At 45.5% G+C, this 19,234-nt stretch carries 17 protein-coding genes; 7 read left to right on the forward strand and 10 right to left on the reverse strand.

Features of this window, described 5'->3' with window-relative positions:
• Positions 1 to 54: 54 nt before the first annotated feature.
• On the forward strand, positions 55 to 1,296 hold the full coding sequence (nusA, locus tag CLV98_RS14555) for a transcription termination factor NusA (protein ID WP_109675163.1): 1,242 nt from the start codon (positions 55 to 57) through the stop codon (positions 1,294 to 1,296).
• A 63-nt stretch (positions 1,297 to 1,359) separates the two neighbouring features.
• Positions 1,360 to 4,518, forward strand: a complete 3,159-nt coding sequence (gene infB, locus CLV98_RS14560) for a translation initiation factor IF-2 (RefSeq protein WP_109675296.1) — start codon at positions 1,360 to 1,362, stop codon at positions 4,516 to 4,518.
• 521 nt (positions 4,519 to 5,039) lie between these two features.
• Here the strand turns inward: infB and CLV98_RS14570 are convergent.
• The 8 genes from CLV98_RS14570 to ypfJ form a co-directional block, all read right to left on the reverse strand.
• On the reverse strand, positions 5,040 to 6,347 hold the full coding sequence (locus tag CLV98_RS14570) for an MFS transporter (RefSeq protein WP_109675167.1): 1,308 nt from the start codon (positions 6,345 to 6,347) through the stop codon (positions 5,040 to 5,042).
• 11 nt (positions 6,348 to 6,358) lie between these two features.
• Positions 6,359 to 6,898, reverse strand: coding sequence for a DinB family protein (locus CLV98_RS14575; RefSeq protein ID WP_109675169.1), 540 nt, complete (start codon positions 6,896 to 6,898; stop codon positions 6,359 to 6,361).
• A gap of 72 nt (positions 6,899 to 6,970) precedes the next feature.
• On the reverse strand, positions 6,971 to 7,759 hold the full coding sequence (locus tag CLV98_RS14580) for a DUF3050 domain-containing protein (RefSeq protein ID WP_109675297.1): 789 nt from the start codon (positions 7,757 to 7,759) through the stop codon (positions 6,971 to 6,973).
• Positions 7,760 to 7,874: 115 nt separating this feature from the next.
• Positions 7,875 to 9,173 carry a mandelate racemase/muconate lactonizing enzyme family protein gene (locus tag CLV98_RS14585; protein ID WP_229203384.1) on the reverse strand — a complete coding sequence of 433 codons (1,299 nt, stop codon included), beginning with the start codon at positions 9,171 to 9,173 and terminating at the stop codon, positions 7,875 to 7,877.
• Between the two features lie 157 nt (positions 9,174 to 9,330).
• On the reverse strand, positions 9,331 to 9,753 hold the full coding sequence (locus tag CLV98_RS14590; RefSeq protein ID WP_109675172.1) for a secondary thiamine-phosphate synthase enzyme YjbQ: 423 nt from the start codon (positions 9,751 to 9,753) through the stop codon (positions 9,331 to 9,333).
• Between the two features lie 127 nt (positions 9,754 to 9,880).
• The gene (locus tag CLV98_RS14595) at positions 9,881 to 10,561 is read right to left on the reverse strand and encodes a hypothetical protein (RefSeq protein WP_109675174.1); all 681 of its coding nucleotides are present in this window, start codon (positions 10,559 to 10,561) and stop codon (positions 9,881 to 9,883) included.
• 157 nt (positions 10,562 to 10,718) lie between these two features.
• Entirely contained in the window at positions 10,719 to 11,351 is a 633-nt protein-coding gene (locus CLV98_RS14600; RefSeq protein ID WP_109675176.1) for an NAD(P)H-dependent oxidoreductase, read from the reverse strand.
• Positions 11,352 to 11,496: 145 nt separating this feature from the next.
• Positions 11,497 to 12,345 carry a KPN_02809 family neutral zinc metallopeptidase gene (gene ypfJ, locus CLV98_RS14605; RefSeq protein ID WP_109675178.1) on the reverse strand — a complete coding sequence of 283 codons (849 nt, stop codon included), beginning with the start codon at positions 12,343 to 12,345 and terminating at the stop codon, positions 11,497 to 11,499.
• A 332-nt stretch (positions 12,346 to 12,677) separates the two neighbouring features.
• On the opposite strand from ypfJ, the gene CLV98_RS14610 reads away from it, so the two are divergent.
• A complete protein-coding gene (locus CLV98_RS14610; protein WP_146202286.1) occupies positions 12,678 to 13,418 on the forward strand; it encodes a hypothetical protein in 741 nt (246 codons plus the stop codon).
• Positions 13,419 to 13,464: 46 nt separating this feature from the next.
• Here CLV98_RS14610 and CLV98_RS14615 read toward each other — a convergent pair whose 3' ends face one another.
• Positions 13,465 to 13,827: a hypothetical protein gene (locus CLV98_RS14615; RefSeq protein WP_109675182.1), complete on the reverse strand. Its 363-nt coding sequence runs from the start codon at positions 13,825 to 13,827 to the stop codon at positions 13,465 to 13,467.
• A 272-nt stretch (positions 13,828 to 14,099) separates the two neighbouring features.
• On the opposite strand from CLV98_RS14615, the gene CLV98_RS14620 reads away from it, so the two are divergent.
• From CLV98_RS14620 to CLV98_RS14630, 3 genes are read left to right on the forward strand one after another with little or no spacing between them, the layout of a single operon-like run.
• Positions 14,100 to 16,346, forward strand: a complete 2,247-nt coding sequence (locus CLV98_RS14620) for an FUSC family protein (protein WP_109675184.1) — start codon at positions 14,100 to 14,102, stop codon at positions 16,344 to 16,346.
• Positions 16,347 to 16,385: 39 nt separating this feature from the next.
• A complete protein-coding gene (locus CLV98_RS14625) occupies positions 16,386 to 16,592 on the forward strand; it encodes a YwbE family protein (protein WP_109675186.1) in 207 nt (68 codons plus the stop codon).
• 60 nt (positions 16,593 to 16,652) lie between these two features.
• The gene (locus CLV98_RS14630; RefSeq protein ID WP_109675188.1) at positions 16,653 to 17,717 is read left to right on the forward strand and encodes an NADH:flavin oxidoreductase/NADH oxidase; all 1,065 of its coding nucleotides are present in this window, start codon (positions 16,653 to 16,655) and stop codon (positions 17,715 to 17,717) included.
• A 9-nt stretch (positions 17,718 to 17,726) separates the two neighbouring features.
• Here CLV98_RS14630 and CLV98_RS14635 read toward each other — a convergent pair whose 3' ends face one another.
• Positions 17,727 to 18,068 carry a DUF1801 domain-containing protein gene (locus CLV98_RS14635; RefSeq protein ID WP_158281265.1) on the reverse strand — a complete coding sequence of 114 codons (342 nt, stop codon included), beginning with the start codon at positions 18,066 to 18,068 and terminating at the stop codon, positions 17,727 to 17,729.
• Positions 18,069 to 18,211: 143 nt separating this feature from the next.
• Here CLV98_RS14635 and CLV98_RS14640 point away from each other — a divergent pair, with 143 nt between their 5' ends.
• Positions 18,212 to 19,234, forward strand: coding sequence for a YncE family protein (locus tag CLV98_RS14640; protein WP_146202287.1), 1,023 nt, complete (start codon positions 18,212 to 18,214; stop codon positions 19,232 to 19,234).

Below are 19,234 nucleotides of genomic sequence, written 5' to 3' on the forward strand. Positions count from 1 at the left end.
CAATAAACATAACACAGTACATCCTTAGATAAGCAATTATTCATACTAAATACAATGGATAGCGGAATATTAATAGAATCATTTGCGGAGTTTGCAAGCTCTAAAAACATCGATCGTCCTACTATGATCAGTGTTTTGGAGGAGGTTTTCAGAACCATGATTCGTAAAAAATACGGCACCGATGACAACTTTGATGTCATTATCAACCCCGAAAGTGGTGACTTAGAAATGTGGCGTACAAGAGAGATTGTCGACGACAATTCTGAGGATATTTGGGAGTACAATAAAATACCCCTAAATGAAGCACGGAAAATTCAGAATGACTTTGAAGTAGGCGAAGAGGTTGCCGAAGAGGTCAAGCTTGAAGAATTCGGGCGCAGATTAGTACAAACGGCCCGCCAAACCTTGATCCAAAGAATCAAGGATATGGAAAAAGAGATCATGTATGACAAATACAAGGATCAGGTTGGAGAGATGATTACGGGTGAAGTGTACCAGACACTTCGGCATGAGATTATCATCGTGGATTCGGAAGGCAACGAACTGTCGCTTCCACGTGTAGAGCAGATCTCGAAGGATCGCTTCCGTAAAGGAGAGTCGGTAAAAGCGGTGATACATAAAGTGGACATGAATAATGGTTCACCAAAAATCACCCTGTCGCGTACCTCTCCGGTATTTTTGGAACGACTTTTTGAAGTTGAAATTCCAGAAATTTATGATGGGATCATCGCTGTAAGGCGGGTGGTAAGAGAACCAGGCGAACGTGCTAAAGTAGCCGTAGAGTCATTCGACGACCGTATCGATCCTGTTGGAGCCTGCGTAGGAATGAAGGGATCGCGGATCCATTCTATTGTACGTGAGCTAGGCAACGAAAATATTGATGTAATCAATTATACTGAAAACCTAGAACTACTGATTAGCCGTGCTTTGAGCCCAGCCAAGGTAAGTTCTATGCAAATTGACAAAGAAGCTAAGCGGGTATCTGTCTTTTTAAAGCCCGATCAAGTATCTTTGGCAATTGGTAAGGGTGGCCAGAACATCAAACTAGCTGGAAAACTGGTCGGAATGGAGATCGACGTCTTCAGAGATATTGAAGAACAAAACGACGAGGATGTTGATTTGTCCGAATTCTCCGACGAAATTGAAAGCTGGATTATACAAGAACTCCATAAGATTGGCTTGGATACTGCGAAGAGTGTCTTGGCCCTCAACAAGGAGGAACTGGTAAGAAGGACAGACATGGAAGACACTACCATTGAAGAGGTCTTAGACATCCTTCGCAAAGAATTTGAATAAATGAAATAAGACATGCCTGGTGGTATGTCTTGGAATGCAAAACTTTTTCTACTGATTGCTAATATGGCAGAAGATAAAATGATGCGCCTTAGCCAAGTGGCACGGATCTTGAACGTAGGTATTACTACGATCGTAGATCATCTGTCTGCCAAAGGGTACAAGGTGGAAAGTAATCCCAATACTAAAATTAACTCGGATCAAATTGAGTTTTTGGCCAAGGACTTCAAGTCGGACGATTTGAAATCCTCCATGGCGCCAAAACCGAGCCAGTCCGTGAAGCCCCAGGAGAAACAGGAGGAGAAGGTCAAAAGTGATGTAGACGAAATCCTTTATTTTCGTAATGAACCTTCCAAGTCCGCTCCTGACACTAAAGAACCGGAAGGACAGCCTACCCCCAGCCCTAGTGCTACCGAAAACAAATTGCCCGGTATCAAAGTGGTTGGCAAGATAGACTTAAACGCCAAACCCAATGCTGCACCGGCTCCCAAGCCTGCAGCTCCTCCAGTAGCCCAGGACAAGCCAGAGGCCCCTGTGGCCCCTCCCCAAGTGGAAACCCCTAAAGTTGTTGCGCCCCCGGTAGTACCTCCAGTGGAGCCCAAAGCCCCCCCTGTAGAGAAACCTGAGCCCGTAGCCGATAAAAAAGTAATAGAGCCCGTTCCATCACCACCCCAAGCTAAGGAAGCAGCCACCGCTGCACCTGAAAGCAAGGAGGCTGCCCCGAAGGAAGCGGCACCACAGACCACCGCCCCCAAAGAGCCTGCCCCTGTAGCAAAGGAAACAGTGGAACCTACTGCAACGGCAAAACCAGTAGAAAAGGAGGCTCCTAAAGCACCGGAAAAAACGGAACCCTCTCCAGAATTGAAACAACCAAAAATAGAACCAATAGTAGCAAACACCCCTCAGATTTCGGAATCAGAAAGCATACCGGAATCTACAGAATCGACCCAATCAAAATTAATTGAAGCCCGTGGGGAACAATTAAGAGGATTAAGAGTAATCGGCAAAATTGAACTTCCTTCCGACAAGAAGAAGAAAGATCCCGTTGCATCGAGCGATTCTGCCTCTGACAAAAAAAGGCGTAGAAAACGCAAACGCATTAGGGATGGAGCACCTGCTCCGTCTGGAACGGCCGCCAAGCCGGCCTCTGCTGAAAGTACTTCTACTGCCAAGCCTGCCGACGGTACTGCTCCGAAACCTGCCAACCGATCGGCTGGAACTCCGGCTAGTTCTGGCAATTCGAGTAACGACTCCCGAGGAGGCGCTCGAGGAGGCGCTGGTCGCGATCGTCACAAACGAGGTGGCAAAAGAGAAGAAGTATCCGATAAAGAGGTGGCTAGCAACATTAAGGCCACTATGGCCCGGATGGGAGGCACTAACGCCAAAACTACCGGAAGAGGAAAGTCATTACGTAGACGCGATCGCATCGACAGAAATGATCCCAACGCCATTGAAGACGAAGAAACTAAGGTATTGCGCGTAACAGAGTTCGTATCTGCCAATGACCTAGCTTCCCTGATGGACGTTACCGTACAAGAAGTTATATCTGTTTGTATGAGTATGGGTATGTTCGTTTCGATCAACCAACGCTTAGATGCCGAAGCCATTACGTTTATTTCAGATGAATTTGGCTTTGAAGTAGCCTTTATCTCGGCCGAAGAAGAAGTACAAAATGACGTTGTAGAAGAAGTTGACGACGAGGCTAGCCTTAAAGAAAGAGCGCCTATCGTTACGATCATGGGTCACGTCGATCATGGTAAAACCTCTCTTCTCGATTATATCAGACATGAAAATGTTGCCAGCGGTGAGGCTGGTGGTATTACCCAACATATTGGTGCCTACAGTGTAAAAACGAAGACAGGCAAACAAGTAACTTTCTTGGATACACCCGGTCACGAAGCCTTTACGGCCATGCGTGCTCGTGGAGCCAAAGTTACCGATGTGGTTATCATCGTAATTGCTGCAGACGATAGCGTCATGCCGCAAACCCGAGAAGCGATCAATCACGCACAAGTGGCTGGTGTACCTATCGTATTTGCCTTTAGCAAGGTAGATAAGGCCGGTGCCAACACCGAAAAAGTACGTGAGGAATTGGCCAACATGAACTTGCTCGTAGAAGAGTGGGGTGGTAAATACCAAACTCAGGAAATATCTTCCAAGTCGGGTCTGGGTATCGACGAACTGTTGGAGAAGGTATTGCTTGAAGCCGAACTATTAGAGCTTACTGCTAACCCTAGCAGAAGAGCCATGGGTACCGTGGTGGAAGCCTCCCTAGATAAGGGTCGTGGATACGTGACGACCATCTTGGTACAAACCGGTACCCTTAAGGTAGGAGACTCCGTATTGGCCGGTGCGCATTATGGTAAAGTAAAAGCGATGACGGATCATTTAGGTCGGAAATTAAAATCCGCTGGTCCCTCCACACCTGTCCAGTTACTCGGACTTAATGGTGCACCACAGGCTGGAGATCGCTTTAACGTCTTCGAAAACGAAAGAGATGCCAGAGAAATTGCAACCAAAAGGGAGCAAATACAGCGCGAACAAACCATACGGACTCGTAAGCATATTACCTTAGAAGAGATTGGTCGTAGAAAGGCTATTGGCTCATTTAGAGAGCTGAATCTGATTGTCAAAGGTGATGTGGATGGTTCGGTAGAGGCACTTTCTGATTCTCTATTGCAACTTTCGACCTCTGAAGTTCAGGTCAACATCATTCATAAGGCCGTGGGTCAGATCTCGGAATCGGATGTTAACCTTGCCATTGCTTCTGATGCTATTATCGTCGGCTTCCAAGTAAGGCCTTCGTCCAATGCCAAGAAGATGGCCGAACAGGATCAAATAGAAATACGCCATTATTCGGTGATTTATAACGCTATCGAGGAGATCAAAGACGCCATGACTGGTATGCTTGCTCCAACCATAGAAGAAATCATTACGGGTAATATTGAGATTCGCGAAGTGTTTAAAATTAGTCGTATCGGAACCATCGCTGGATGTTACGTTACCGACGGCTTCGTGAAACGTAATAACAAGATCAGAATTATTAGAGATGGTATTGTACTCCATACCGGTGAGATAGACTCCTTGAAACGCTTTAAAGACGATGTTCAGGAAGTTCGTACCGGATACGAATGTGGGGTGAGTATCAAAAACTATAATGATATTGAAGTAGGAGATATCATCGAAAGTTTCGAATTCAAAGAAGTGAAACGGACCATGCTATAAGCCTACGGTAAAACCTAAAAAAACCGGTTGATGTATTCATCAACCGGTTTTTTTAGGTTTAAAGAATATCCTTCCCTATTCCTGATCAAGATCCCATATTGTAGAGATATCCGGATAAATTAAATAAATGCGCCAAATCCCCTCCATCTAAGTGAACCCAATGAACATCCTTAAATTCCTATAGCTTACAGCTTATTGCTTATTGCATATAGCATATTGCATACAACACATAGCATATAGCTTATTGCTTACAGCTTATTGCATACAAGCTTATTGCTTACAGCTTAATGCATACAGCAAACACCCCGATCCCACTCCCATATTCCTCCGTAAATTCATAATAGATGCGCCAAATCCCCTCCATCTAAGTCAACCCAATGAACATCCTTAAATTCCTATAACTTACAGCTTATTGCTTACAGCATATAGCTTACAGCTTATTGCTTACAGCATACAGCTTATTGCTTATTGCTTACAGCCTACAGCTTAATGCATACAGCACACACCCCAGTCCCACTCCCCTATTCCTCCGTAAATTCATATTGGTAACGTGTCTGAGAGGGAAGTTGGTAAAGCAAAATCATCCCTAAAACGAAAATAACCAAAAGGGCTAGAATACTATTGCGCATGGAGCCTGTCACCTGCTCTACCAACCCATATACAAAAGTCCCCGTTACGATGGCGAGCTTTTCGGTGACGTCATAAAAGCTAAAGTAAGAGGCCACATCTTCTACCCCTTCCGGTATTAACTTGGCGTAAGTGGCACGCGACAAGGACTGTATCCCGCCCATCACCATGCCTACGGTACAAGCCAATATATAAAACTCCATCGCTTCGGTCGTATAGTAGGCCCCCATACATATTCCTATCCACACAAATACTCCTACCATTAAGGCAAAAATATTCCCTATCTTCGACGACAGCCAGGCGAAAGTGAAGGACCCGACGATGCCCACCAACTGAATAAGCAAAACCGTGATAATGAGGCTGTCGGAAGGGAGCCTTAATTCGGAAGCACCAAAAATGGTGGCCACGTACATCACCGTCCTCAAGCCCATGGTATACACGAAGAAAGCCATCAAAAACTTAAACAAATAAGGCTGTTTTTGAATATGCTGGTACACCTTCCTTAACTCCCTAAATCCATCTAAAAAGTACCGACCCCTATTGGCTCGAGGAGCAACCTTAGGTAAATATTTAAACGGAATCTGAGCGAATGCCATCCACCAGATCCCCACACTTAGAAAAGAGATTCGGGCGGGCATGGCCTTGTCCGTAATCCCATAGGCACTGGGGGCAAGAATCATGCTCAGATTGAATAAAAGCAATAAAACGCTACCCAGATACCCCATTGAAAAACCCTTGGCACTGATTCTGTCGAATCGGTCCTCCGTGGCAATTTCAGGAAGATAGGAATCATAAAAAACGATAGAACCACTCCAGCCTACAAGGCTCATCCCAAACAGGACGATGGACCAGGAGATGGTTTCTTTCGTAAAAAAATAGAGGAGCAAGCAGCTGACTGCACCCAGGTAACAAAAGAATTTCATAAAACGCAACTTCGTTCCTGTGTTGTCGGCAATGGCCGTACAGATAGGAATGATGGCTGCTGTAACCAAAAAGGCCAAAGAAACGGTATACGAGAAGAGCACGGAGCTTTTAATAGTCCATCCCATAAACTCCATCATAGGAGACCCGTAGGCCTTTAAGATGGTAGCACTGAAATACACCGGAAATATACTGGACACGATGACCAGTGCATGAACCGAGTTCGCCCAGTCGTACATGCACCAAGCGTTAATGATATGCGAATTATTCTTTTCAAACATGGTATGCAAGGCTAAATTCTACCCAAATTAGACGTTAACAAGGGCATATATCGCTCTTGAATTATATTTTGATGGTGCTTCAAATGACCCACGATTACAAAACCCAGAGCCAAAACTGAAATACTACTCCCATTGGCCAGCCCTTCGGCCATCAACATAGTAGGAGTCATCGGTTTGAACAGATGTATCGTCCCTTCTCGTACGACCTTATATTCGGCCATCAAATCGCTCAATTCGCGTTGGTTCGCCCCACTGTTGGCAGCCATGATGTTTTCTTCAAAGCCAGGCAAAGGAGTAGTTTCTAGTCTGGAGACCCGCATGGCCCTATAGCACATCACTCTTTCTGTGTCGATCAGGTGCTGTAAGATATCTTTGACCGTCCATTTGCCTTCGGCATATACCCGATCACCAAGCTTAGCCAATTGCTCGATGGAGGTTAGTGTCCGTTCTGGGCTATATTGCTCCAGGGCATCCATCAATTCGACGTCAGGACTTAGGTGAATGTACCGATCAAAGAAGACAGGCAATCTTTGTATATCTGATTTTTTCATAAACTTAATTCCTATTTTAATCCTATAAAGCTAAACCAGATAGGGCGATAAATCAATGGATGCTGCCTAGCCTTAGCTAAGTTGAAGTTTGCGGGCAATAATGGCCCTATGTATGGCATTCCATAATTCCAAGCGCTTTTGAAGGGCCCTCACCGCAGCCTGTTGCGCTTCCATCCATTTGGCATCGTCTTCTCCGCATAGTACAGACGTCATACGAATGGCCAAATGGCTGTGCTGATCGCCATCCACTTCTATATGTCGCTCCAGATAGTATTTAAATGTCGACACATGATCTGGGAAACGCATGTTAAGGTCATTGATAATGGACAGAAACATACCCGGGATAAGATCTTCCCTTCCGAAGGTAAAAACTGCCGCCTGCGTGTGCATAGGTCCCTCTGCAATGACATCGAAGGTAAAGCGCATAAAGTCGGATGAGGCAACGGGAATGGAGGCATGCTTAAGGGCTTCAGCAACCGGTAACCCCTTCCTCAGCAACTCAATAAAACCCTGTATAGGCTTCATATTACAGCCCGCTTGTTGCATAGCAGCCAGGTACATCTCAAAATGACTTTCCTTATTGCCAGTCGCGTTCACATCCGACTCCTCTCCTGCCACTATTTCGTTGATCAAGCTCCTGGTCTCGGCGTCGCCTACCGGAAGCCATGGCACTTGCGTACAGGTCAAGCCATTTTGTAGTGATTTTAATAGGGACATAAAATCCCATACCGCAAATACATGATGCTCCATAAAAATTTGGAGATCCTCCAAATCCCGAAGATCCTCATAGACGGGATGGTCGATAATTGCTTGTCTTAAGGACAAAAGTTCCGCATGGATTGTATCTATCGCTTTTTTCATAACACTTTTTAAATAAATAAAACAGGACATCCTGTAAAAAGGCTACAAAATTACAATCAAAGCGAATAAATCTGAGGAAAAGGCTCCAGTTTTTACGATACGCACTTATCCCACCTTAAGCTAGCAAATCGGCATAATGCGCGGAAGGAACTAAAATACCACCACTTTTATCGTAAAAAGTGGAATCGGTTGGGTACACCCCCTTCTGGGTATTAATCCAGGAGGCATCGGGCATAGAATGGAATTGCACCAGCTTATCCCAGCGCTTATAATACTGATGGCCATTCGTTTCTTGCAGCCCTACGTGCATGCCAGGAAAGGGCTGTAAACGTGCCGCAATATTCTTATTCCAATCTACCAAAATCGGATTGACGGTCAGATCGGCACAGAAACAGGGGATATTCTTTTCATAGGCAAGTTGCGCTATTTTCATGGTCATACTCATGGTTTTGGCAATGGCTTTCAGGGCAATAGCCGTATAGCCTAGCTCTATCCTATGGGCGGCATCTTCCACGGTATGGGCGCTCTCGTCGGAGGCCACTCTTACCCCCAAATCCCCCACATACGATTCATTTTCCTCTGGGAAAGGCTCTTCAATGACGGCGATCTGATCGAAAGCGCCGATTTTGCGCGCATGATCTAAAAAGCGCTCTAAGGTCTCTTTTTTCTCATATCGTCCATTCGCATCGAAATAATAAGGGATTTTTCCATTGGCGGTATAGGGAGTCTCAAAATGCCCTATGGCCTTATGCAAGGCAGAGAGGAACGCTATATCCTTTTCTATCATTTCCTTCTGAGTACCTGCCGCACCCGTCTTGAGCTTCATGATAAAATAGCCCTCTTGCGCCGCCTCCTTTATTCGTTGCGCATCGGTGCCCACCGCAAACGACGGTATACTAGCTACCCGATCGTGACGATACGACAACCCCGGCCGATAGGCCTCCGGAATGAGTTGATCGAAATGGGTATACCCATTCTCTCGAGCGTAAAGCATCCACGCGGCGTTGTCGACGGCCACGAGGGCATTTAGTGCAAAGGTCTTTCTTAAATCGGCTAGTCCTGTAATTTTTTTCCCATAGGCGAGTACTTCCGGAAACAGGGAGTCCAATAAGGCCACTGGATTGGTGAAAGACTCCCCTTTTAACATTTGTATGGCACGCTCGGTCATGGCATACATAATGGCGTTACCGCCACTTTCTGAATGCTGGGCAAAAACCCGCGCATCGGACCAGAGGACCCCTTGTGTTCCTAATCCCAGTCCAGTATGACCGGCCTCCGACTTCATCAGAGTGGCAGCTTGCCAACTATCCGTTATGGCACTGCCCTTAAAACGATAGGGATGCAATGGCTCCCGTTCAAAATTTGCATTTACTTCACTGATACGGATGGTTTTGTCCTGAACTGGGTGAGGCATTCCGTGCGTAACAAACGGTAGGGTAAGGCCAAAAGTGGTAGCAGCAGTGGCATGGGCGATAAATGTTCTACGTTTCATGGGATAAGGAAAAAATATATAATGATTACCACTGAACTATGAGAGGGATCTCATTCCTTTTTAATACCCACAGCAGGTATTATGCTCCCATTAAAGTTAGTATCAGGCTGCGGGAGCCCCCTGCATTGCGGTGCTCACAGAGATAGATACCCTGCCAAATTCCCAAAGCCAACCTTCCATTTTGTACAGGAATCATCAGGGAACACCCCAATATGGAGGCCTTTAGATGAGCTGGCATATCATCGCTCCCTTCATAGTTATGACGATAATCGGGATCGTCCTCAACTACAGCTTTATCAAAATAAGTTTCAAAGTCCATCCGCACCGTAGGATCGGCATTTTCATTGATCGTCAATGAAGCAGAGGTATGCTGAATAAAGACCTGACAAAACCCATTTTGAATGCCCATAGGGTAGCCCAGTGCCTTCTCTACTTCTCTAGTGATCAGGTAAAACCCCCTACGCTTTGGTGGGAGAGTAAGATTTTTCTGAATAATTTTCATTTTACAAGCCTATTAGGATTTCTGGTTGGGCCGTAGGCCCATTTTTGAAGATAACAGGAAACGCTATTATAAAAAAACCCGTCGACATTGCTAGAATGCGACGGGTTGAATTCTCTATAAATCGTCCTTAAAATACGAAATAAGCGCCTACATAGGCCGAGGAGCTTTTATATCGAAAGCGGTTATTAGGCTCCGGTTGAGTTTGTACGGTAGTGGTAGTCCTGAGCTCGTTGAAAAGGTATTGGTATGCTACCTTAGCACCAAAATGCTTGCTAAATTTATATTTAACATAAAACTGCGAGTTAAGGGTGCCATTATCGTTGTCGCCTATCAACAAGTAATTTGGAGAGGTGGGCTTTGCACTAACCGTACGGTACTTCCCCTCACTAATGTATCGCGGCGACCCCGTAGGGCCTATACTAAAACCAAATACATCAATTGAAAAGCCCGCCTGCCATTGTTCGTTGAACTTATAACCCAAATTAAGCATCAGGTTCGCCGAATACAACCTAGGAGAGGGTGCCAATAGGGTATCGATGCTGGAATCGTTGGAGGTAAGACTAGATGGGGCTGAAATAAAATTCAAATCGTTGCCTGCAAACCCTGTTAATCGAAGTCCAGTCCCCAGAATGATCCTTTTTTTCTTCCCGACAAAACGATCGTATTGAAACGCTCCTACCCCACTAAACGTGGAGGGACCTATGGCAATACCTGCATCGAGTAAAAACTCGTGTCGAAGGGAGTCTTGCGCAAAGGCGGTACTCAGGGATGCAAAAAGAATACAAATAACTAAACTTAGTTTTTTCATGGTTGTGGTTATCACTTTTATTAACTGAATGAAAATGTGCCTGAGGCAATTTACCCCCTTATACGATCAGGTGCCCAATCTCGTTGCAAAAAAAGTAAAAGTATTCTAAAATTATACTTAAAATCTGGCCATAGACCAGATTTTACCCACAGTAGTCTTAATTTAAGAACGTAAAGAATTGCTCCTTAGGAGTACGTACTTTCTTTAAATTCACCAACCAGTCGCCACTAGTATCACGATAACCCAAAGTCAAAATCGCCACACTCTTCAATCTCTTCGCTTCCAATCCCAAAAGTTCGTCCAAAGCGGGAGCATTGAACCCTTCCATAGGCGTAGCGTCTACCTTGATCTCAGCGGCTGCAGCCATGGCTATTCCCAACGAAATATACGCCTGTTTGGCAGTATGTGCGAAATTCTCCATTTCATCTTTTACCGACAACATATTCAACAGGTTCTTCCTGTACGCATCGGTGGCCGAATCGGGCAAGCCCCGCTCCTGGTTACCCCGAGCAAATACCTCATTTACACGCTCAACGGTATAATTATCCCAAGCGGCAAACACCAATAAATGAGAGGAATCCACGATCTGACTCTGCCCAAAAGCCAAGGGCTGAATTTGTTGCTTCAATTCTTGGTTCGATATCACGATGATCTCAAATGGCTGCAGTCCCGACGACGAGGGAGCCAAATGAGCGGCTTCTAATATAAAATCTATTTTGTCTGCTGGTACCTGCTCCCCATTCATTTTCTTGGTAGCATACCGCCATTTCAAATTCTCTACTAAACTCATAACTTTAAATTATTATATATTGTATGTAACAACATATAAATGAAAGTTACCGTAAAATAGTTCCATCCTGCCTCAATAATCTCGGAATTCGGGCAATAAACTACTCTGAAAGGGCCGTCTACATCGTATAAGGTGGCAAGCCTATTTACTGGATATCATTGTATTGGCCCTGACGGAGGTCGCCGGTATCGAATCCCTTTTTGAACCAATACATGCGTTGCCTAGAGCTCCCATGGGTAAAGGCGTCGGGTACCACATAGCCTTGCGACTGCTTCTGCAGCTTGTCATCTCCAATGGCATTGGCAGCGGTGAGTGCCGACTCCAGGTCACCGGGTTCTAGGATATTACTCATTTGCTGGGCATTATGCGCCCAAACACCGGCAAAGAAATCGGCCTGTAACTCTAACTTAACGGATAATTTATTGTAGTCCGCTTCACTCATTCGCCCTCTTTGACTTTGAACCTGCTGCGAAATACCCATCAAGTTCTGGACGTGATGCCCTACTTCGTGGGCTACCACATAGGCCACGGCAAACTCCCCCGGTGCGTTAAACTTATCGCGGAGTTCTTCGCAAAATGAAAGATCGATATATACTTGCTGGTCGGCCGGACAATAGAAAGGCCCCATGGCCGCCGAAGCGCCCCCACAGCCTCCTTGCGTGACTCCCTCAAAAATCTGCAAACTTGGGGGTTGGTATCGTGCACCATTTTCGGCATAAATTTTGCTCCATACATCTTCAGTACTACCTAAGACTGCCGAAATAAAGTCGGCCGTCTGGTCGTCGGGACGGGGACCCGCCACCCGGGTGTCGGCTTGGGTACTGGCTTGCATTCCCTGTATATTCGATAGCATTTCGCCTGGATCGCGCCCCGTTAACAGGCTTAACACCACTACGATTACTACTCCTATCCCCCCAATGGCTACCTTGCCTCCTCCAGACATCCCCCTACGGTCGTCCACATTTTTACTCCTACGTAAATCTTGCCAACGCATATTTGATTTTTTTAAATAAACTAAAATGAATAGCTAATACTCCAAAACTGCTCAAAGGTAACAAAGTGTCGAAAGAAAGTGGCCCGATAATCTGAACGACATCCTATCGTTCAGCACTCGCCCATTGATTCGCAAGCGTATACCTATTGCTTGTAAATATCAATAATTATGCTTAAATTTTAGTTACTTATCCGTGTTCCATTTACTAAAAGTATTTTTAAGAGATTTTCCCAGATCTCGGGGAGCAAGTGCTAGAGATCAACCCTCAGAGCCTCAAACGGCTATAGCAAAGCATGTAAGAATCCACTTCACCGTCTAAATTACGATGTTATATGTGGCACTCCCTAATGGTTATCCTCATCCCGCTCTTGGCACTCCTATTTCCACCCGTATGTGCCCAAGCCCCAAAGTCCGAAATGATCGTCTTGAGGGATAGTACTGTACTCGAAACCCATATCGTTGAGATGTCGCCGAACAAATTGATATATCAAGAGTTGAGCGACCCCGATCGAGTCAAGAAGTCGATCCCCTTGACTTTGGTATACCGACTACACTTTCGGAATGGACTTACCGCCACTTTCTCAGATAGCCTGATTATGGCCCGCTTAAGGCTAGTAACCACTCCAGGGCCTGTAAACAAACAGCCTTGGAAAAAAGTAGCTGCATTTGGTCCTTTAGATCATGTAGGCATCTATGAGCTGAACCAAGCCTTACTGGCCTACCAATCTAAGCGTAGAAAAATCAAAATATTCGGAATAACCTTTTGCAGTTTAACCTTGGCAGCAGGAACAACAGGTATGATCTTATCGGAAAAATACCGCAGCGAAAATTCCTTTCACCTTTCAGGACTCAATCCTTATACGGCCTCTCATATGTTGATGTTTATAGGTTTTACAGGCTTTTTTGTGGTGGGAACCATATCTCTCAATGAACACGTCCACTCCAAATATCAAAGCCTATCGGTGGAGCAAGAACTCAACCGTCGGAAGAATATGTTAGGAAGACTCCAACTAGGCCCGTCCTATATCCCAGAAGGCCAGATACATGGCCTGACGCTATCCACCACCTTCTGATCGGAATGCAGCCCGCCGCTTTCCAATGACTACTGATCGATTCGAGTCATATATCGTAACGGTCAGGATCGAGCCGGTAGATCCGCTCATAGTCTTGCCAAAAAGTATCCTCGCCTTCGGGAGGCTGGGGCTCTTCCTGAACGACGTCGGGCTCCGGGCTTTCAGGAACGCTAGCCAAATACAGCCTAGAGGCCAGCCAGCTGTGCTGCATGCTGCAATGCAAATGATAATGCCGCTCTACAGTCTCCGTCATTTTCTGAAAATAATGGGAATTTGCCTCCACAAAGTCACGTTCATTCATCCAATGCGCATATTTGAATTTCTGACTCACCATTTGTATCAGACTGTGCATAATATGCACCTGTACCGAAAACATCTTTTTACCCGAATGATCTCCCATTTTATCCATGACAGGCTAATTTTAATAAATGATACTGTTAGCATCAATAAAATACACACAATAGTATCAATTATTATTGGCATAACCAAGTGTATTTTGGGAACCACTAGTGGTTTGCTATCAAACAAATTATATTAGCCCTATTTTTGCAAGCACAGTACATAGCGGGCACGCCATATAAGGACTAGAATGCTTTAAAACGTTATTCGTGAATATATGGTCCTAAATTGTATATGATTGCTCAGACCCATTGAATCTTTGAGAATGCGACCTAGGCTTGTATGAATTATTTGGATGAATTTAAAAAATTTATTTCTAGCTATCAGCTAAGTGCTGGGATCCGTATCACGCTTGGAGCGGTATTACCAAGCTTGATCCTCCAGCATTATAACCTGCTCAGCGAGTATATTGCCTTTCCCTTAGGAACCTTACTGCTAGGAGCTACTGACTCCCCTGGCCCCTATGCCAGGCGCCGGAATGCCCTCTTAATAGCCATTGGTACCTATTTTTTGGTAGCCTTAGTCACCGATTTATTAAGAGACTATCCATTTATTATTTTCGTAGAGATTATCTTTTTCGGGGTATTTTTCTCTTTGGCCGGAGTATATGGCAACAGGGCTAACAACATAGGTCTCATCGCACTCTTAGTATTCGTGTTTAACATCGACGACCACCTGAGTCGTGATTTAGGACTTCGGACTGTCCTCATATTTTCATTGGGAGGATTGTGGTATTTTATCTTATTTCTAGTTCTACAAAAGCTCCGACCCTATGTCTTAATTCGTCAACTCCTGGGAGAAAACTTCGTTGAACTAGGCAAATTATTGTCCATAAAATCGGGCTATTACGCCACCAAACCTAAGTATGAGGAGCTTTTTAGTCAGATGGTTCACCAACAAGTGATCCTTAGAGAGAACCATCAAAACTTAAGGGAGATACTGTTTAAAACCCGAGAATTCGTCAATGAGTCCAATACAACCAGTCGCACCCTGATGCTGATGTTCTTGGACAGCATCGACCTGTTCGAACGGATACTTAATTCGCAGCAGGACTACCATCATTTGCACGAAGCCTTCGAAGAAACCAAGATATTAAGGTTGTTTGGCACCTACCTCCGCTGGCTCTCCGAGGAAATCCAGCAAATAGGTATCGCCGTCCAGTCGGGCACGCCATCCAAGCCCAAGCATAACCTCGACCTGGCCTTTAACAAATGTGCGCGATCCTTTGACAGCCTTCGTGAACGCCGAATGGACCATGAAAACATTGAAGATTTCATCATGTTAAGGCAGATTCTGAATCGCATGCAAGACATCACGGAGCGCATCAAGAAGCTACATAGGGCCACCAGTTTCGATAGCAAGCTAGGGCAAACTTTGGATGTAAACGTTAATCTGGAAAATTTCATACCCAAGCAAGACTATCACCCACGGATATTGCTGGATAATCTGTCTTTAAAATCGGCTCATTTCCGGCATGCTATTCGGGTGACGTTGGCCTTGCTCATAGCCTACCTCATCTCTATTACCTTCGAGTTTGGCCATGGCTATTGGGTACTTCTAACCATTGTTACCATTATGAAGCCGGCCTTTAGCTTAACCAAGCAAAGGAATATTTACCGGATAGGGGGTACATTTACGGGGCTAATCATAGGATTCGGATTATTGTATTTCGTACAAGATGGCACTGCGCTATTTCTGGTTCTGATGTTCAGCATGATCACGGCTTACACTTTTTTAAAAGTCAACTACTTCATCGCTTCTACCAGCATTACCTTATATGTGATATTGTGTTTTTATTTTATCCACCCCGACAACCTTCATGGGGTACTACAAGACCGGGCCGTGGATACCGCACTAGGATCGCTAATCGCCTTTGTAGTATCCTATTACGTACTACCGCTTTGGGAGTATGCCCAAATCAACCAATATCTAAAAGGTGCGCTCTTGGCCAACCGGGCCTATTTTGATATCGTTTCGCTCCGCTACACGGGCCAGCATGTAGAGATAGGACGGGTAAAAGAAGAAAGGAAAAATGCCATTATTGCCATGGCCAACCTTTCCGACAATTTTGAAAAAATGCTTTCTGAGCCCAAACGACAACAGCCTCATATGGAGGAATATCATCAATTTGTGGCGACCAGCCATATGCTTACCTCCTATGTAGCCTCCCTATCCTTTTATATGGAAACGACCGATTTCGATGATTTCAAATCGGAGTTCGAAGCCATGATCCGACAAATTGACCGACAGTTTGAGGTGGCCGTCAATATATTGGAAGGACGGACCGTAGACCCCATAGACCTTACTCGGGAGGCGCTTCCTCAAAATCAAAAACTGGTTCAATTATTGGCTAACCGAAAAAAGGAGGTACGGGAGCTCGGAATTACTCACTCGGCCCAAGGCACCGATCGAAAACGAATTTCGGACCTTATGACCATTAATGGGCTTTTTGAGCTAATTAGCACGATTACGATAGATGAAATAAAGATTTTACAAGTAATCATGAAAAATAATACAGGCCATAACTAGCAGGATGCGGGCCATTTACACCAAACAAAACATCAGAATATGGGATCAGGTACAGAAAGAAAGAATATCAAAATTGGAGCCGCTGTCTCCATTGTATTAAAGCAAGATCAACGCAGCGGAGAATTAACCGAAGGAATTGTACAAAGCATACTAACGAAATCGCCGGTACACCCCCATGGTATAAAAGTTAGGCTCGACGACGGACAAGTGGGCCGGGTAAAGGTCATCCATTCCGTCGAGGACTAAGCCTGGCCAGAATTGGCACAGTTTCTTTCCCAGTCAGTAGCAAACCATAACAACCGATTTATGAATATGCTGTTTTCGAGTTATAAATTAAAGAATATTATCCTCAGAAACCGACTGGTGGTATCGCCAATGTGCCAATACTCTTCTGTGGATGGCTACGCCACCGACTGGCATCTGGTACATTTGGGTAGCCGAGCCGTAGGAGGTGCCGGCTTAGTTTTTACAGAAGCGGCCGCCATAGGTCCCGAAGGGCGCATATCGCCAAAGGATCTGGGGATATGGAAGGATGAACATATTGACAAATTAGCTCAAATCACCCATTTTATTAGCCAACAAGGTGCTACTCCAGGGATCCAACTCGCCCATGCCGGCCGAAAAGCCAGTACATTTGCTCCTTGGGAAGGGCGAGGACAGGTTCCTCTTTTCCAGGGCGGGTGGAAGACCCTCGCCCCATCGCCCTTAGCATTTAGGGAGCTAGAAGACGCCCCCGAGGCCATGGATGTGGTGGGCATAGCCAACGTCATCAATGACTTTACATCGGCTGCCAACCGGGCGTTGGTAGCTGGCTTTAAAGTCATCGAAATCCATGCCGCTCATGGCTATCTATTACATCAGTTTCTATCTCCATTGAGCAACCAACGAACCGACCAGTATGGAGGCAGTTTTGAAAATAGAACGCGATTACTCCTAGAAGTAGTCCGCAGTGTGGCAGCAATATTACCCGAAGAGGTGGCCCTTATGGTACGCATATCGGCCACCGACTGGGCTGAAGGGGGCTGGGATCTGGCACAATCCATACAACTTTCCAAATTATTGAAAAATAATCAGGTGGACCTCGTCGATGTGTCGAGCGGTGGCCTGGCCGCACATCAAAAAATAGACGTAAAACCTGGTTATCAGGTACCTTTTGCAGAGGCAATACGCCATCAGGCAGGAGTCCCTACCGGGGCAGTAGGCCTCATTACCAATGCCCACCAAGCCGAAACCATTCTGCTTGAGGGAAAGGCGGATCTTATTTTTATGGCTCGGGAGCTACTCAGGAATCCTTATTTCCCATTGACATCCTCATCCGAAGAGCTAGAAGCTTCCGCCTGGCCCAATCAGTATATTCGCGCAAAACGCTGAACTTAAGCTTCAATGCAGATTCAGGGCTTGTTGTAATAGTCGCTGAATCTGCCCTACTGGAAGGTCGGCGGAGGCATTCACTTCAAAAATTTTCATTTTCTTTCTCTCCCCTTTTATCAAGGCCGGATCGTCCAGCTTATCTCCGTCGACGAATCCAATATAGGGGTCGCCACTGCGCTTGTCAAGCCAAATATAGCAGAACCTACGCCCCCTAATCAAATAAAACGGCATGCCGTAGCGCAGTACTTCAGTGACTTCAGGGTCCTGCTTTTGAATCAATTCGCGGAGTGCTAACATGGTGCTCAACGCGGGCTCCTGATGTTTATAAAAAAACGTATCTACCAAATTCATATTCAAATTTTTTGTGTGGGATTTTATCCCGCAACCTTTTATAAATGCGCCACGTATTGAGGCACAAAGGGATACGTACTTCATCCTGAATACCTCGAATTCAAAAATAACGAAAGCATTTCATTCTTCAACAAACTAAAAACATGATGAAATCTATTTTAAAAATGAATACGATGGCGTGGTTGTGCATGCTGACCATGGTTATTTCATGTTCGCAGGATCACGACGTTCAACACAGCTACCAGGAAAGCGTTGCGGTAGCCAACCGTGGCGAAAGCAGCCTAAGCTTTATAGATGCGACCAACAATTCCCTAACCAAAACGTTACTTATTCCTGGCTCAGAGCCCATGTATGTGGTGTACGTAGCACAAACCGACAAGCTCTATGTAGGTGATAGGGCGCAAAGCCAAATACACCAGATAGACCCTCAAATGATGGAGGTAGAAAGGAGTATTTCAGTCGGAAAAGGCGTGTTTCATATGTGGGCTAACGGAACCGGGACGCAACTTTGGGTGAGCGCCGACATCGACAACGCCATTTCGGTAGTGGACCTAACCGACTTTACCCTGATGCGCACCATCCCCTTGGGTATCAAGCCACATGACGTTTTCGTGAGCCAAGACGGCACGAAGGCCTATGTTTCCGTTTTTACTCAGAACCTAACCCTCCCCGACAGCGTGTATTTATTCAACGCCCAACACTTTACCAAAGAGAAGGCACAGGCCGTAGGCCGGGATCCTCATCTATTTCACCTGAACCTTACCGACCGCCTCCTAGTAGCCAGCCAATCGGGACAGGTCTTTGCCTTAGACGATGGCGATTTGACGATATCCACCATGACCAGTCTACCTGGCGCTCATGGCCTTTTTGCCACTCCCAGCCAAGACCAACTGGTAATAGCGAGCATTACAGAAAACAAACTCTATTTGGTAAAAAGTGCTTCACTCGCTTTCGATGGTCCCATCCTCACCACGGCCGTTACCACCCCGCATAATGTAGCCATCAATGCCGCTGGCAACAAGGTATTCGTGACCCATTCGGGGGCTATGGCCAATGAGGTTACATTTTACAACCTAAACCATAACGAACTCTCTGAGGAGGGACGGCTTCAGACTGGTCTCAATCCATTTGGAATTGCGTATTTTAAACGATTGCTTAAACCTTAA

This window comes from Dyadobacter jejuensis (assembly GCF_003149085.1).
Lineage (GTDB): Bacteria > Bacteroidota > Bacteroidia > Cytophagales > Spirosomataceae > Dyadobacter > Dyadobacter jejuensis.

Excerpts from the sequence above, each read along its gene's own strand:
- CLV98_RS14595 (WP_109675174.1), bottom strand. The coding sequence starts at position 10,561 with ATGAAAAAACTAAGTTTAGTTATTTGTATTCTTTTTGCATCCCTGAGT.
- CLV98_RS14610 (WP_146202286.1), top strand. The coding sequence starts at position 12,678 with ATGTGGCACTCCCTAATGGTTATCCTCATCCCGCTCTTGGCACTCCTA.
- CLV98_RS14570 (WP_109675167.1), bottom strand. The coding sequence starts at position 6,347 with ATGTTTGAAAAGAATAATTCGCATATCATTAACGCTTGGTGCATGTAC.
- CLV98_RS14590 (WP_109675172.1), bottom strand. The coding sequence starts at position 9,753 with ATGAAAATTATTCAGAAAAATCTTACTCTCCCACCAAAGCGTAGGGGG.
- CLV98_RS14630 (WP_109675188.1), top strand. The coding sequence starts at position 16,653 with ATGAATATGCTGTTTTCGAGTTATAAATTAAAGAATATTATCCTCAGA.
- nusA (WP_109675163.1), top strand. The coding sequence starts at position 55 with ATGGATAGCGGAATATTAATAGAATCATTTGCGGAGTTTGCAAGCTCT.
- CLV98_RS14640 (WP_146202287.1), top strand. The coding sequence starts at position 18,212 with ATGATGAAATCTATTTTAAAAATGAATACGATGGCGTGGTTGTGCATG.
- CLV98_RS14620 (WP_109675184.1), top strand. The coding sequence starts at position 14,100 with ATGAATTATTTGGATGAATTTAAAAAATTTATTTCTAGCTATCAGCTA.
- ypfJ (WP_109675178.1), bottom strand. The coding sequence starts at position 12,345 with ATGCGTTGGCAAGATTTACGTAGGAGTAAAAATGTGGACGACCGTAGG.
- CLV98_RS14585 (WP_229203384.1), bottom strand. The coding sequence starts at position 9,173 with ATGCCTCACCCAGTTCAGGACAAAACCATCCGTATCAGTGAAGTAAAT.
- CLV98_RS14580 (WP_109675297.1), bottom strand. The coding sequence starts at position 7,759 with ATGAAAAAAGCGATAGATACAATCCATGCGGAACTTTTGTCCTTAAGA.
- CLV98_RS14615 (WP_109675182.1), bottom strand. The coding sequence starts at position 13,827 with ATGGATAAAATGGGAGATCATTCGGGTAAAAAGATGTTTTCGGTACAG.
- CLV98_RS14600 (WP_109675176.1), bottom strand. The coding sequence starts at position 11,351 with ATGAGTTTAGTAGAGAATTTGAAATGGCGGTATGCTACCAAGAAAATG.
- CLV98_RS14575 (WP_109675169.1), bottom strand. The coding sequence starts at position 6,898 with ATGAAAAAATCAGATATACAAAGATTGCCTGTCTTCTTTGATCGGTAC.
- infB (WP_109675296.1), top strand. The coding sequence starts at position 1,360 with ATGGCAGAAGATAAAATGATGCGCCTTAGCCAAGTGGCACGGATCTTG.
- CLV98_RS14635 (WP_158281265.1), bottom strand. The coding sequence starts at position 18,068 with ATGAATTTGGTAGATACGTTTTTTTATAAACATCAGGAGCCCGCGTTG.
- CLV98_RS14625 (WP_109675186.1), top strand. The coding sequence starts at position 16,386 with ATGGGATCAGGTACAGAAAGAAAGAATATCAAAATTGGAGCCGCTGTC.